Raw genomic sequence first — 14,946 nt, forward strand, 5'->3', positions numbered from 1 at the left:
TTTTTTATCATTAAATTTGATTACCAGATTTTAACTCTATTTTCTGGTTCAACATACATTTTATCCCCTTTCTTGATATCGAAAGCTTTGTAGAAAGCATCAACATTCTGAATTGGCACATACGCTCTATACATTCCAGGAGAGTGCGGATCTGTTTTCACTTGATTTTTGATCGCTTCGTCTCTTGATTTAGTTCTCCAAACAGTAGCCCAAGAAATAAAGAAACGCTGCTCTGGTGTAAATCCATCAATTAAACCTGGGCTTCCGTGCGCTTTCAAATACAATTGCAAACCATCAAAAGCCGCATTAATTCCGCCTAAATCTCCAATATTTTCACCTAAAGTAAATTTACCATCAACGTGAATTCCTGGCAACGGCTCAAGAGCGCTGTATTGATTGGCTAAATCTGTTCCAAGGGCAGTAAATTGTTTCAAATCGTCTTCTGTCCACCAGTCAACCAAATTTCCTTCTGCATTGTAGCGCGCACCAGAATCATCAAATCCGTGAGAGATTTCATGACCGATTACTGCTCCAATTCCTCCGTAATTCACTGCTTCGTCAGCTTGATAATTATAAAAAGGCGGCTGTAAAATTGCAGCTGGAAATACAATTTCGTTATAAGACGGATTGTAGTAAGCATTTACCGTTTGAGGAGACATATGCCATTCTGTTTTATCAACAGGCTTACCTAATTTTTCAATGCTTTTTTGGAAATTCCAAAGTGCAATATTTTTAGTATTATCAAAATAAGTTCCACCTTCAGCAATACTCTTGATTGTTAAAGCAGAATAATCTTTCCATTTATCTGGATATCCAACTTTAATGGTAATTTTATTCAACTTTTCAATTGCTTTTGCTTTTGTGTCTTTAGACATCCAAGTCAAATTGTTAATACGGTTTTGGTAAGCTGTAATAACATTATGAATCATATCAAGAGCTTTCGTTTTTGCTTCAGCAGGAAAAACTTTCTCTACATATAATTTACCTAAAGCTTCACCAACACTGCGATTTACAACAGAAAGTGCTCTTTCATCTGCAGGAAGTTGTTTAATTGCACCTCTTAAAGTTTTGCTGTAAAAATCGAAATTAGCATCATCAATTGCTGTTGTTAATTTACTAGCAGCATTGTTTAATAAATCCCATTTTAGGTATTCTTTCCATTGTGCAACTTTGTTTTCTTTGAAAACAGTTTCTAAAGCCGTCATATATTTAGGCTCAGAAACAATTACATTATCTAATTTAGTAATTCCTAAACCAGTAAAATATTCATTCCATTTGATTGACGGGGTTAACTTTTGAAGTTCAGCAACTGTCATTGGGTTGTATTGCAAACGGCTGTCTCTTCTTTCAACTCTGTTTAATCTTGGTTTTGACAATTCTGTTTCAAGAGCCAAAATTTCAGCAGCACTTTGTTTTGCTTTTTCTGGAGATTGTCCAATAAACTGAAGCATTCTCGCAACATGCAATTCGTATTTTGCACGTTTGTCTTTAGAATCTTTATCGTCAGAAGTATAGTAATCTTTATCAGGAAGTCCTAATTGGCTTGGTCCCAAATTTACAGAGTTTTTAGAACTGTCTTTATCATCAGCTCCAATATAAATTCCGAAGAAACCAGCGTTTCCTTCTTTTTCCATTTCAACCAAATATTTCTGTACATCAGCAATGTTTTTAATTGCATCGATTTTTTTCAAGTATGGCTTTAATGGCTCAATTCCTTTTTTATTTCTTCCAACAGAATCTAAATACGTATTATACAGATTAACTGCTTTTCCTTGATCTGTATTAGATTTGTACTTTGGATTTTTTGAAGCATCTTGTAAAACTGCCATCACATCTTTGTCAGTTTTCTTAATCAGCTCATTAAAACTTCCCCATGTCGTACGATCACTTGGAATTTCTGTTTTTTCTAACCAAGTTCCGTTTACATATTTGAAAAAATCCTGACTTGGGCTGATTTTCGTATCCATATAAGATACATTAATACCTGGCTCTTTTGGCGCTGTTTGAGCTTGAGCTGCAGTTATTGCAAACATTGCAGATATCACACCAAACACAGGTTTAGCAAATTGTTTTTTCATAAAAATTTATAGTTTAAGGGAAAATACAAACATATTGTTATTATTTCAAAAAATGTGTTAAAATTCTAACTATAAAACCAAAAAGACAGATAAATTTCACAAATAGAAAATTAGCACTGATGTATTTGTCTGCGATACTCAGTAAATGTTACAAAAGCCTGTTAAAAAAATAACTCAGTAAAGTTTTTAAAATCTGCTTTTTGTATTTTTGCGCCAAATTATTTTTATGAAATCGCTTTTATATAAATACCGCAAATTCTTTATTGTTCTAATAGTATTTTCGGTTGTTACAATATCTTTGTTTTACTCGGCATTGAAACCAAAAAAGACACTTCCAATTTACAATCCGGCCGATGTAAATCCTGAATTAGTAGACAGTACGATTCAATATAAAAGCAAGTACCACACCATTGCCGATTTCTCCTTTATCAATCAAAATGGCGATACGATTACTCAAAAAAATTACGAAGGAAAAATTTATGTTGCCGATTTCTTCTTTACCACTTGCGGATCGATCTGTCCAAAAATGTCTACCAATTTAGTTGATGTTCAGAAAGCTGTTTTAAACAATCCGAAAGTAATGTTGCTTTCTCATACCGTTTTTCCAGAGGTCGACAGCGTTTCTGTTTTAAAAGCTTATGCTATAAAATATGGTGTTGTAGACAGCAAATGGAATCTGGTTACTGGCGATAAAAAAGAAATCTACACGATGGCCAGAAAATCGTATTTGGCTGTGAAATTGGGAAGACCAGATCAGCTGTATGATATGGTGCATACAGAGAATTTTGTTTTGGTCGATCAAAAGCGTCGCGTTAGAGGTTTTTATGACGGAACGAATAAAGAAGATGTAAAACGCCTTCTAGAAGACATCGAATTCTTATCTCAAGACTAAAATCCCTTATTTTTAGAAACTTTTAGCATTTGTGGAAGTGTTAAATGCCTTGAAATAAAGAATAATTGCCTACTTTTGCAATCTAAATTCAATCTAAATAAGCTTGCAAAATACAATACACACTCTGAAAAAAGGCGAAAAAGCCATTATCAAAGATTTTGATATCGATCTTATTCCACTGAAATTATTAGAAATGGGTTGTCTTCCTGGCAGTTTAGTTGAATTGTTACAGGTGGCTCCTTTTGGTGATCCATTATATTTAGACATTAATGGTTCCCATGTTGCCATTCGTATTGAAACCGCTCGTGAAATTGAAGTTGAACTTATCAAAACCAATTTGTAATGAGCGTTCAGAATATCAATGTTGCCCTTATCGGAAATCCAAATACCGGAAAAACTTCTGTTTTCAATCAATTAACAGGTCTTAACCAACAAGTCGGGAATTATCCTGGAATTACCGTTGAAAAGAAAATCGGATTCTGCAAATTACCCAATAATGTAAAAGCGAATATTCTAGATTTACCAGGAACTTATAGCTTAAACGCTAGTTCGATGGACGAAAGTGTGGTAATCGAGCTTTTACTAAATAAAAACGATAAATTATATCCAGATGTAGCGGTAGTTGTAACCGATGTTGAAAATCTGAAACGAAATTTACTAATCTACACTCAAATAAAAGATTTAGAGATTCCGACGATTTTGGTCATAAATATGTCTGACCGTATGGCGCGCAAAGGAATTTCCTTAGACATTCCGTATTTAGAAGACAAACTAAAAACAAAAATTGCATTAGTAAGTTCGCGCAAAGGTTTAGGAATCGAAGAATTAAAAGAATTGATTGTTTCTTATAAAAATATTACACACGAACCTTGCTTAAACGCATCTGTAATTGATCCAGAATATTTTGAAAAATTACAAAAAGCATTTCCAAATCAATTGATGTACAAATTGTGGCTGGTAATTACGCAAGATGTCAATTTCTTGAATTTAGACCGTAACGAAATACGAGGCACTTTTACCAAATCGCATTCCGAATTAAAGCGTTTGCAGCAAAAAGAAACTATCAAAAGATATCAGTTTATCAATGATGTTTTAAAAGAAGGTTTAAAAGTTGATGCTTCTATGGCAAAAGACATTCGTGCCAAAATTGACCGCGTTTTAACGCATAAAGTTTTTGGTTACGTTATCTTTTTTGCAATTCTTTTCTTGATTTTCCAATCGATTTTCAGTTGGTCAACCATTCCAATGGATTTTATTGACAACACTTTTGCTTCTTTGAGCAGTTGGGTTGCGACAGAACTTCCAAGCGGAATTTTAACCGATTTGCTTTCTCAAGGAATTATTCCGGGAATTGGTGGTGTTATTATTTTCATTCCGCAAATTGCCTTCTTATTTTTATTTATTTCGATTTTAGAAGAAAGCGGCTATATGAGCCGTGTGGTATTCTTGATGGATAAAATCATGCGCAAGTTTGGACTTTCAGGAAAAAGTGTAGTGCCTTTAATTTCAGGAACTGCCTGTGCTATTCCCGCAATTATGGCTACGAGAAATATTGAGAACTGGAAAGAACGCCTTATTACCATCTTAGTAACGCCATTCACGACTTGTTCTGCAAGATTACCTGTTTATGCTATTATCATTTCGCTTGTGATTCCGAGCAAACGTGTTTTTGGGGTTTTAAATCTTCAAGGATTAACCTTAATGGCGTTGTACGTCTTAGGTTTCTTCATGGCAATTCTATCTGCTTATATTTTAAATAAAGTTTTAAAACTAGAATCTAAAACTTATTTTGTGGTTGAAATGCCTAGCTATAAAATGCCACTTTTCAAAAATGTTGGAATTAATGTAGTAGAAAAGACCAAAGCGTTTATTGTTGGCGCTGGTAAAATCATTTTAGCCATTTCTGTTATTCTTTGGTTCTTGGCTTCATACGGTCCTGGAAAAGAATTTAACGAAGCAGAGGCTATCGTAAAAGAAAGATTTGCCAATACGACTTTGGATGAAACACAATTTGAAAATGAAGTTAATTCTCAAAAGTTAGAAAACTCCTATATCGGATTAATGGGGCGTGCGATTGAACCAGCCATTCAACCTTTAGGTTACGATTGGAAAATCGGAATTGCCTTAATCAGTTCGTTTGCAGCGCGTGAAGTTTTTGTTGGAACGCTAGCAACTATTTATAGCGTAGGAGATACTGATAACGAATCGACGATAAAAAGCAAAATGCAGGCAGAAATTCGTCCAGATACAGGCAAAAAAGTATTTGACTTTGCAACTGGAATTTCTTTATTGCTGTTTTATGCTTTTGCCATGCAGTGTGCCAGTACATTGGCCATTACAAAAAAGGAAACCAATTCGTGGAAATGGCCTGCTATGCAGTTGGTCTTTATGAGCGGATTAGCTTATTTTACCGCATTAATTGCGTACCAACTTTTAAAATAAAAAGTTATGTTTCAAGAAATTATAGCCTTTGCGATATTAGGAATTGCGGTTGTTTTTCTAATCAAAAAATTCTTTTTTAAATCCAAAAAGAAGAAAGATTGTGGCGGAGGAACTGATTGTGGATGTTCTTAATTTTAAGAGACAAAGGCGCAAAGGTTCATGGGTACAAAGTGAAAAAGCTTCAAATTGAATTTAATTCAATTTGAAGCTTTTTTTATTTAAAAATGTCTTATTATGTTACTTTAAAAACCAAAAGTAACCTATTCGTATATTTTCTAAAATTATTTTTGCCATCTAAAATTGATCAAAAAATGACACAAGAAGATAGAATGGAAATAGTACGGGACAATCGAGTTGCTCGATTACTTTGGTTTACAATAGGTTTTTTCTGTGCTACAATTATTACGTATTGGGTAATGAAAAACAATATTTAGATTTTTTCTCTGCTGTTTTAATTATACTTTTATATCGTTTAAACAGCAAAAAATATATCAAAATGAAAATCCCTTTTCTGTCTATTTTATTATTGTTTTTTGTACAAATTGGAATCGGACAAACCAAAACTAATCTTAAACAAGAAAAAAAAACTACTTTTTTAACTTCTGACGGAGTTCCGCTATTTTTGAAAGTTTCCGGAAAAGGTGAAATCTGCATATTCGTACATGGCGGCCCAGGTGCATGGAGCAAGTCTTTTGAAGAATTTGGCGGAAATGTCTTGGAAGACAAATTAAAGATGTGCTACTTTGACCAAAGAGGATGCGGCAGATCTGGATCTCCTGCCGATAATAATTACGGCATGGATAGAATGATTGATGATATTGAAGAAATCCGTGCTTCTCTTAAAGCTTCAAAAGTGTTTGTAATGGGACATTCTTTTGGCGGAATTCTAGCAACTAAATATGCCGAAAAATATCCTCAGCATGTAAAAGGATTAATTTTACTGAATTCTACACTCGATATTAACGATTCCCTTTTGAATCAGATTGCATTTATGGGTAAAACTCTTGGAGAAGATTTTCCTGTAAAAGACAAAAATTCGATTTTAAACACTTTTTTTGAGGCTAAAACAAAAATTAAAAAAGCCGATTTAGATTATAAAATGTTGTCTGACAATAGAACTAATGTCGAAAAATTGGATAGTATTGATAACAGCGAAAAAAGAAACTCTGCGTTTGCACAACACGCATTGAGCGGTCCATTATATTTTAGTGATTTTACAAAAGAAACGGCTTCTATTAAAGTTCCGACTTTAGTAATCTCAGGAACTAAAGACAACAACATTGGTCCAGATCATTATAAACTATTTAAATTTCCAAACCAAGAAGTTAAAATCATTAATGGCGGGCATATTTTGTATTACGAACAGAACAAAGAATTTAAGAATGCCGTTGAGGGATTTGTTTTGAAAAAATAGAGGAAAGAAGCAAGAAGAAAGACTTGCTTCTGAATATTAGAACTAGATAATGAGACTGAAAACTGGAGACCGAATACTACTTCAGCCCTTCCCATTCGGCGTAAAACTGAGCTAAGAAAGATTCCATAAATCGGTGTCTTTCGGCTGCAATTTCTTGTCCTTTTTTGGTATTCATTTTGTCTTTTAAAAGTAAAAGCTTCTCGTAGAAATGATTTATCGTTGGAGCGTTGTTGTTTTTATACTCTTCTTTTGTCATGTTGGTTACAGGGGCAATTTCTGGATTGTATAACGCTCGATTTTTAAATCCGCCGTAATTAAAAGCTCTTGCTACGCCAATTGCACCAATTGCATCTAAACGATCAGCATCCTGTACAACATCCAATTCGATCGAAGAGAACTTTCTTTCAAAATTCCCGCCTTTATAAGAGATATTTTCAATGATATTGACAACATGGAGAATTATATCCTCAGAAACATTTTGAGCCTCTAAAAACGCTCGCGCTGTTTTTGGCCCAATAGTTTCATCTCCGTTATGAAATTTACTATCGGCAATGTCATGCAATAACGCTCCCAATTGTACTACTGTAAGATCGCATTCTGTTTCTTTAGCTATAAGCAAGGCATTTTTATAAACTCGCTCAATATGAAACCAATCATGTCCACCTTCGGCGTTGTTTAGTTTTTCTTTTACAAAAGCAATGGTTTTAATAATTAATGCTGAATGGCTCATACAAAAGTTTTTACAGTTTATAAAAAAAGTTGATTGTCAAAGATTTTTAAGTCTTCAACAATCAACAAATATGTTTATTTTAAATTTAAAGCAACATTGTTGCTGTTAATGAAATTTCAAATCTAAAAATTCCAATCTAAATCAGAAATCTACAATCTCGCTGGTTCTACCCATTTAAAAATGTGAGATTCTTTTGGAATTACAATTCTTTCAGAGACCTTGGCCATACGGGCTGGTAATTTCATTAAGTAATCACGAGCTTTCTCAGCTTCATCAGTCAAATTAGAAATTTTATCAATTTCCCATTTGTTGATTAGTTTCTGCATAATTTCAACATAATCGTTTGCGGTGTAAACACCTATACGCTGTGCTGAATCTGAGAACTGTTCGAAAGCTGTACTGATCTTTTGACCAGATTCTCTCAGAAAGTGAGCCGGCATAACGATTTTTTGTTTCATCATGTATTGAAACGCCAACATCATTTCGCTTGGATCTACTTGGAAAATTCTATTTACAAATTCGCTATAAGCATGGTGGTGACGCATTTCATCACCAGCAATCATTTTACACATTTTAGACAACTTGTTATCGCCAAATTTCTTAGCCATTTGCGCCACTCTATTGTGCGAAACGTAAGTTGCTAATTCCTGAAAACTAGTATATACAAAGTTTTTGTATGGGTCAGTTCCAGTTCCAATATCAAAACCGTCGTTGATCAAATGCTGCGTCGTCATTTCGATTTCGCGCATGTTCACACGACCAGACAAATACAAGTATTTATTTAAAAGATCACCGTGGCGGTTTTCCTCTCCAGTCCATTGTTTAACCCATTTAGCCCAACCGTTTCCTTGGTTTCCTTCGGTTTGATCAATTCCTTCTACATCCATTAACCATGACTCATATGTAGGCAAAGCTTCTTCAGTGATGGTGTCACCAACAAGCGTAACCCAGAAATCGTACGGAAGTTCTTTAGCAATCTCACGTAATTCTTTTACCTCTTCAAAGAAGTTTTCTCCTTGAGAATCTGGTAAGAAATCCGACGGCTGCCAAATTTTTTCCACTGGAATTAAATACTGTTCAACGAAGCTATCCACGTTTTTTTCCAAAAACTGCATTACTTCTAATCTAATGTTTTTTATAGACATTACTTATTATAGATTTGGGTTTTACGTTTTAGCTCGGAACTAAAACTTAAACCTGTTTATATTCATTTATTCCTTCTTTAACTGCTTTTTCAGTAATCTCCATCAGCTCTTCAAATTTATAATCTTTGACAGCCAAGGCTGGATGAGCTGTAAACTTCAGATGATTTCCTAAACCAACAGGAAAAAAACCAAATTTTACCATTTTCCAAGAATTATTGATACTTACGGGTACAACATATGCTGATGGTGCATATTTGCATAAAATCTTTAAACCGCTTTGCGCAAATTCTTTCGGCACTCCCGTTTTACTTCTTGTTCCTTCTGGAAAAATAACGGCAGATCTTGTGTTTTTTTCGATATATTCAGACAAGCCTTTAATAACTGGTATGGCTTGTTTAGGGTCTTTACGGTCAATAAGTACCGATCCACCATGTTTCAAATTATAAGAAACACTCGGAATTCCGCTACCTAACTCCTTCTTACTTACAAATTTACAATGAAAACGTCTAAAATACCAAATCATTGCCACGATATCGTACATACTTTGGTGATTCGCCACAAAAATAATTGGCACACCTTTCGGAACCGTGTCTACGTTTTCAATTGTATATCTTGTTCCTACAAGATTAGTACATTTTAAAAGGCAGAAATTTAAATAATCGACACTTTTTTTGTGAGCCTGGTAACCAAAAACATTTAAACAAATCCACTGAATTGGGTGAAAAACAGCCAAACACAAACCAAATAATAAATAGTAAATTACCGATATTGGATAAGAAATAATTTTTTCCATGCTTCAAAAATTAATGCGCAAAAGTAGTAAATATATTTTTAGACTTATTAAAATTGAAAACAATAACTGTTTTTCTGGTTTAATTGTACCTTTGCACTAGAATTTGCAAATCTTTTCTGAATTAAATGAACTTTACTTACCCTAAAAACGAGCGTTTAAAAAGCAAAACCACCATTGGATTATTATTTTCTGAGGGCAAATCGGTGTCTAAATATCCGCTTCGTTTGGTTTACCGTCAAGCGGAAGAAAATTCAGAAGAACAAACCAAGATAGGTGTTTCGGTTTCAAAGAAATACTTCAAAAAAGCAGTTGATCGAAATTACTTCAAAAGAGTTTTGAGAGAAACCTATCGATTGAACAAACATTTACTTCTGGAGAATCTGGATCAGTCGTATTCGATTATGCTTTTTTACCAAACCAAAGATCGTTTGTCTTACCATGAAATCAATACCAAAATGATTCAGCTGTTTGAGAAATTTACTGCTCAAATCAACAAACCTCTAGATTCTGAAACAAAAACAGAAGCATAAATTTCAAAAAGTAAGATTATTAATCAAGTTAGGCAAAAAAATCGTAGTTTTAGCTCTAAATTGAAATTTTATGCGACATATTTTCTTTTTATTTTTCTTATTTATAATGCTTTCTGGATGCAGCAAATCAGAAGCTGAAAGCAAAGATCTTGCAGTAAGTGCTGTAATGGTTCCACCTCCACCTCCTGCTGGAGCGAGTGAGTATAATAGAAAAGATAAGGATATAAGCGAGCCGTCGCCTAAGATTCCGCAGAAAATAATTAAGCAAGCATCTCTACGATTCGAAACTGATAATTTAGACCGCACTTTCAAGCAAATTCAAAATGCCGTTTCAAGCAATAGAGCAAGAATCATAAACGATTCTGAAGGAAAAGATTATAATAGTGTATACAGAAGTCTTACCATAAAAGTACCAAGTCAGAATTTTGATCGTTTTATAAATGATGTTTCAAAAGGTGTTTCTTATTTTGAAGTAAAAAATATCTCAGCCGAAGATGTTACAGAACAATTTATTGACCTGACTTCGAGATTAAACACAAAGAAAAAGCTTGAAGAGCGTTACCTTCAAATATTACAGAAAGCAACGAAAGTCAGCGAAATTTTAGAAATTGAAAAACAAATTTCAGCTATTCGAGAAGAAATAGAATCGAAAGAAGGTCAGCTAAAATATTTAGAAAGTCGAGTTTCTGAAAGTACAGTCACTATTGACTTTTATAAAACAGTGGCCCAAAAAGAAGGTATTAAAATATCCTACGGTTCAAAAATATGGAATGCAATTAAATCCGGATTCTTTAGTTTATCCGACTTTTTAATTTCCTTAATCAGCGTTTGGCCGTTTGTAATTTTATTTGTCGTATTTGCCTATTTTATTAGAAGAAGATTAAAAAGAAGAAAAAAAGAATAATCATGTATCCGTATTTCAAGAAGAAATTTATTATACCAGTCGCTGCGGCGGGAATGTTGTTTGTTGGAACCAGTTTTAAAGAAGATTTTTTTGAAATTGCCAAACAGATCGAAATTTTCACAACATTATTTAAAGCAGTAAATACCAATTATGTAGACGAAACTAATCCAGGAGACTTGATGGATAAGGCAATTAAGAGCATGTTGGCTAGTCTGGATCCGTACACGGTTTATTTTAATGAGCAAGATGTTGTTAATTTCAAAATCAATAATACTGGCGAATACACCGGAATTGGTGCTTTAATTTCTAGAAAAAACGATCGCTTGATTGTTCGGGAACCTTATAAAAATTATCCAGCAGATAAAGCAGGACTTAAAGCGGGAGACGAAATCATTCAAATTGGAGATGTTTTAATCGCCGATTTTAAAGACGACGCCTCTCAATTATTGAAAGGAACAAAAAACACGAAAATTAATATCAAATATCTTCGTCAAGGAAAACCGAACACGACTGTTTTGGTTTTGGATGAAGTCGATATTAAATCGGTTCCTTTTTACGGAAAAATTGATGATAAAACCGGTTATATTGTTTTAGCGCATTTTAGCAGAAAAGCATCTGCCGAAGTAAAAGAAGCTCTTGAAAAACTAAAAGCCGATGGCGCTAAACAAATTGTTTTGGACTTACGTGGAAATCCTGGAGGTTTATTAAACGAAGCCATTGATATCTGCAATTTATTTGTTCCGAAGAATGAAGTTATAGTAACGACAAAATCTAGAATTGAGAAACATAACAACACCTATAAAACACAGAAAGAACCAGTTGATACTGAGATTCCTTTGGCAATTTTAGTAAACGGAAGAAGTGCTTCGGCTTCTGAAATTGTTTCGGGTGCTTTGCAAGATTTAGATCGCGCTGTTATTTTAGGAAGCAGAAGTTTTGGAAAAGGTTTGGTGCAGCGTTCTGTTGATTTAACGTACGGAACTCAATTGAAAGTAACCATTTCTAGATATTATACACCTTCTGGCCGTTGCATTCAAGCTTTGGATTATGCGCATAAAGATAAAAATGGTGTAGCTCAAAAGACAGAAGCTAAAAACTTCAATGCTTTTAAAACCAGAAAAGGCAGAACGGTTTATGACGGAGGCGGTGTTTTGCCAGATATCGAACTGGAAGAAACCAAAATAAGTCCAATTGCTACTGCATTAACCAAAAATGATGGTGTTTTTGATTATGCAACAAGCTATTATTATAAAAACCCGAATTTGGGAGATAAGATCCCAACTATTTCAGATGCTGATTATGCGGCTTTCAAACAATATTTGAAAACCAACAAAATCACCTTTGATACCGAAACCGAAGTGGCTTTGAAAAATACTTTAGCTGCAGCTAAAAAAGAAAAAATTGATGAGACCATCACTGCCGAATATCAGCAATTGTTGAATGCTTTAGAAAAAAGCGAAACGACTTTACTGGACAAAAACCAAAAAGAAATCAAAAACATGATTTTGGAAGAATTGATAAAAAGGTATCAATATCAAGAAGGTTTGTATCAGTATTATCTAAAAAACAATTCAGAAATTAAAAGAGCAGTTAGTGTATTAAATAACCAGACAGAATATAAAACGATTTTAAAAATGTAGTGAATGAAGATAACTCTAGCCCTGATTCTTTTTTCATATTATACAGTAAACGCACAGCAAAAACCTGTTGAAACTATTTATTTTGAATTTGACAGATATGATTTGACAGATAAGCAAATCAATGTGGTTTCGAGTTTTATAAAAAACATGGACACTTCGAAGGTAGAGTCTATACAGATTTATGGCTATTGTGATGATCGTGGAAACGATGAGTATAACTTTAGATTGTCTAATAATCGAGCCAATACGATTCAAAATCTATTGATCAAAAAAGGGTTCAATCAAAGTAAAATTGTTATTCTGGAAGGAAAAGGGCGTGTTGTTGTAAAAGCAGATACGGTAGAGAATCTGTACGAAACACGTCTTCGAAATCGGCGGGTTGACTTGATTTTGGTTAAAAAAAATAGTTTCGGCAAAGGGATTCATTCTTCCTTTAAAGACAATTTAAAAGTTGGCGATAAAGTCTGTCTTGAATCTATTTTGTTTGATATTGGAAGTGCTAAATTAACACTGACCTCCAAAAAAGAACTAGATAAAATTGCTATTACACTTCAAAATCACAGGAATCTTAATTTTGAAATACGTGGCCATGTTTGCTGTACTCCAGAAATTTACACCGATGGAATTGATAGAGATACCAAAGAAAGAAGACTTTCTTGGAATCGAGCAAAAACGGTTTTTCATTATCTAATGTCTCGAAAAATATCAAAAAGCCGCATGACCTATATGGGCTGCGGCAATAGATATCCTTTAGGAAAAGGTGATAATTACGATCGACGTGTGGAGTTTGTGATTACTAAAATTTAGTTTTTTTAGGGTGCTAAGGTACTGAGTTTCTAGCTTATTCGCTAAAGATCTTACCGATCTCCTAACTTTCTAATTATTCTCTGATCATTTCAATGTGCGGGATATCGTCTTCCAAATACATCTCGCTCGTTTGAACAAAACCATGGCTTTCGTAGAATTTCTTCAGATATAACTGTGCGCCAATAGTTATCTTATCTTTTCCAAAACTGGATTTAATTTCGGCAATTGCTTGGCGCATTAATTCATGTCCCCATTTTTGATCCCGATAATTGGCATCTACAGTTACTCTTCCTATAGAAGCATTATCGAAACTTATTCCGGCATCAAATAAGCGTGAATACGCTACAATTTTACCTTCAAACTCCCCCAATAAGTGCAAAGCTTTCTTGTCTTTGCCATCAAGGTCTAAATAGACGCAATTTTGTTCGACTACAAAGATTTCGCTTCGCAATCTGAGCAAATCATATAACTCATGAACAGTTAATGCCTCAAAAGGCTTTATTTTCCATTTTAATTCCATTCTCCTTTTTGTTTTTTGCCACGAAGGCACTAAGACGCGAAGTTATATTATTTTTTTAGCTGCGCTAAAGTTTCTTATAGAAATCAAAAAGGCACGAAGCTTTAAACTTGTGCCTTTGCCACTTTGTAACTTTGTCACTTAGAAAAAACTATTTTCTAGTCATTATGATTTCCATGCTTTTATACTCAGATCCGTTTTTGGTGTCATACATTTCCATTTTTCTCGTCTTTTGATCTACAATGGTATAGACTTCACGAAATGCTGTATTTTTTGCCGTTACAGGATCGGGCATTTCGCCTTTATAGTCAATGCTTTTATTGCTTTCATTATACTTTCCTACGGTAATCATCATTCCTGTTCCCATATTATCAATAAAAGTAGAGTTAAATTCTTTAGTTGCATTATTATAACCTATAGTACTTTTGCCTTCAAATGGCTGTCCCATCATCGTACCTTTATAGATTGCTTCTTGAAAACGTCCTCCCAAAATCATTTTAATTTCAGCCGTTGTAGTTCCTTTTTCAGGTTTTGCATTGGCATCAGACCAAAATGTCATATCGCAGTTCCAAGTTCCGACTTCATCTGCCATTAATTTATGTGGATTACTAGGCGTTGCGTATTCTTGCCAAGCCTTCATTTGTGCTGCAGAATCTACTGGCGCTTCAGCAACAGGTTCTTCGGTTTTTACAGAATCTGTTGGTGTTGTGGTTGTGTCTTCTGGCTTTACTTCTTTTTTGCAAGAAATAAAACACATGGATATTATTGCTAAGGTTGCGGTTAATTTTTTCATAACTATTTGTTTTTACGTTTGTTACAAATAAAAATACAAAAAAAATTGTTTGTTTTATTTTATTTCAGGTTTGAGGTTTCATGTTTCAGGTTTCATGTTTCATGTTTCAAGTTGATATGCTTTGTGTTGATAACCGCAAAGTTCGCAAGGATTTACGCAAAGAGCGCAAGGTTTACGCTAAGTTCGCGACGTATTTGTTTGAGGAGGCAAAGTGCTCTAGGCAATGCGCATACTTAATTGTGAGACTTCTTAATTCTAGAC

16 protein-coding genes are annotated in these 14,946 nt (G+C 34.1%); 10 read left to right on the forward strand and 6 right to left on the reverse strand.

Annotated elements, in window-relative coordinates; all coding sequences use genetic code 11:
- Nucleotides 1-20: 20 nt before the first annotated feature.
- Nucleotides 21-2,078, reverse strand: a complete 2,058-nt coding sequence (locus tag ABTV69_RS04535) for a M13 family metallopeptidase (protein ID WP_433834483.1) — start codon at nt 2,076-2,078, stop codon at nt 21-23.
- A gap of 226 nt (nt 2,079-2,304) precedes the next feature.
- Here ABTV69_RS04535 and ABTV69_RS04540 point away from each other — a divergent pair, with 226 nt between their 5' ends.
- From ABTV69_RS04540 to ABTV69_RS04565, 6 genes are all read left to right on the forward strand, one after another.
- The gene (locus ABTV69_RS04540; protein ID WP_433834484.1) at nt 2,305-2,970 is read left to right on the forward strand and encodes an SCO family protein; all 666 of its coding nucleotides are present in this window, start codon (nt 2,305-2,307) and stop codon (nt 2,968-2,970) included.
- 103 nt (nt 2,971-3,073) lie between these two features.
- Nucleotides 3,074-3,313, forward strand: coding sequence for a FeoA family protein (locus ABTV69_RS04545; RefSeq protein WP_008465698.1), 240 nt, complete (start codon nt 3,074-3,076; stop codon nt 3,311-3,313).
- Complete coding sequence (gene feoB, locus ABTV69_RS04550) at nt 3,313-5,412, forward strand: ferrous iron transport protein B (RefSeq protein ID WP_433834485.1); 2,100 nt, start codon at nt 3,313-3,315, stop codon at nt 5,410-5,412. Before ABTV69_RS04545 ends, feoB begins: the two co-directional genes overlap by 1 nt.
- 6 nt (nt 5,413-5,418) lie before the next feature.
- Nucleotides 5,419-5,544 carry a FeoB-associated Cys-rich membrane protein gene (locus ABTV69_RS04555; RefSeq protein WP_433834486.1) on the forward strand — a complete coding sequence of 42 codons (126 nt, stop codon included), beginning with the start codon at nt 5,419-5,421 and terminating at the stop codon, nt 5,542-5,544.
- A 179-nt stretch (nt 5,545-5,723) separates the two neighbouring features.
- Entirely contained in the window at nt 5,724-5,846 is a 123-nt protein-coding gene (locus ABTV69_RS04560; protein WP_433834487.1) for a hypothetical protein, read from the forward strand.
- A gap of 62 nt (nt 5,847-5,908) precedes the next feature.
- Nucleotides 5,909-6,826, forward strand: coding sequence for an alpha/beta fold hydrolase (locus tag ABTV69_RS04565; RefSeq protein WP_433834488.1), 918 nt, complete (start codon nt 5,909-5,911; stop codon nt 6,824-6,826).
- A gap of 76 nt (nt 6,827-6,902) precedes the next feature.
- Here the strand turns inward: ABTV69_RS04565 and ABTV69_RS04570 are convergent, their stop codons facing one another.
- From ABTV69_RS04570 to ABTV69_RS04580, 3 genes are all read right to left on the reverse strand, one after another.
- Nucleotides 6,903-7,556 carry an HD domain-containing protein gene (locus ABTV69_RS04570; RefSeq protein WP_433834489.1) on the reverse strand — a complete coding sequence of 218 codons (654 nt, stop codon included), beginning with the start codon at nt 7,554-7,556 and terminating at the stop codon, nt 6,903-6,905.
- Nucleotides 7,557-7,705: 149 nt separating this feature from the next.
- Complete coding sequence (locus ABTV69_RS04575) at nt 7,706-8,701, reverse strand: acyl-ACP desaturase (protein ID WP_433834490.1); 996 nt, start codon at nt 8,699-8,701, stop codon at nt 7,706-7,708.
- Between the two features lie 46 nt (nt 8,702-8,747).
- Nucleotides 8,748-9,494, reverse strand: a complete 747-nt coding sequence (locus tag ABTV69_RS04580; protein ID WP_433834491.1) for a lysophospholipid acyltransferase family protein — start codon at nt 9,492-9,494, stop codon at nt 8,748-8,750.
- 125 nt (nt 9,495-9,619) lie between these two features.
- On the opposite strand from ABTV69_RS04580, the gene rnpA reads away from it, so the two are divergent.
- The 4 genes from rnpA to ABTV69_RS04600 all read left to right on the forward strand — a co-directional run bounded on the left by rnpA (nt 9,620) and on the right by ABTV69_RS04600 (nt 13,375).
- Nucleotides 9,620-10,024 carry a ribonuclease P protein component gene (gene rnpA / locus ABTV69_RS04585; protein ID WP_433834492.1) on the forward strand — a complete coding sequence of 135 codons (405 nt, stop codon included), beginning with the start codon at nt 9,620-9,622 and terminating at the stop codon, nt 10,022-10,024.
- 70 nt (nt 10,025-10,094) lie between these two features.
- On the forward strand, nt 10,095-10,928 hold the full coding sequence (locus ABTV69_RS04590) for a DUF4349 domain-containing protein (protein WP_433834493.1): 834 nt from the start codon (nt 10,095-10,097) through the stop codon (nt 10,926-10,928).
- A 2-nt stretch (nt 10,929-10,930) separates the two neighbouring features.
- Nucleotides 10,931-12,568 carry a S41 family peptidase gene (locus ABTV69_RS04595; protein ID WP_433834494.1) on the forward strand — a complete coding sequence of 546 codons (1,638 nt, stop codon included), beginning with the start codon at nt 10,931-10,933 and terminating at the stop codon, nt 12,566-12,568.
- A 3-nt stretch (nt 12,569-12,571) separates the two neighbouring features.
- Nucleotides 12,572-13,375, forward strand: a complete 804-nt coding sequence (locus tag ABTV69_RS04600; protein WP_433834495.1) for an OmpA family protein — start codon at nt 12,572-12,574, stop codon at nt 13,373-13,375.
- Nucleotides 13,376-13,448: 73 nt separating this feature from the next.
- Here ABTV69_RS04600 and ABTV69_RS04605 read toward each other — a convergent pair whose 3' ends face one another.
- Both ABTV69_RS04605 and ABTV69_RS04610 read right to left on the reverse strand, forming a co-directional pair.
- Nucleotides 13,449-13,895, reverse strand: a complete 447-nt coding sequence (locus tag ABTV69_RS04605) for a GNAT family N-acetyltransferase (protein ID WP_433834496.1) — start codon at nt 13,893-13,895, stop codon at nt 13,449-13,451.
- A gap of 148 nt (nt 13,896-14,043) precedes the next feature.
- On the reverse strand, nt 14,044-14,685 hold the full coding sequence (locus ABTV69_RS04610) for a DUF1579 domain-containing protein (protein WP_433834497.1): 642 nt from the start codon (nt 14,683-14,685) through the stop codon (nt 14,044-14,046).
- Nucleotides 14,686-14,946 lie beyond the last annotated feature (261 nt).

Source organism: Flavobacterium anhuiense (assembly GCF_050990855.1).
Lineage (GTDB): Bacteria > Bacteroidota > Bacteroidia > Flavobacteriales > Flavobacteriaceae > Flavobacterium > Flavobacterium anhuiense_C.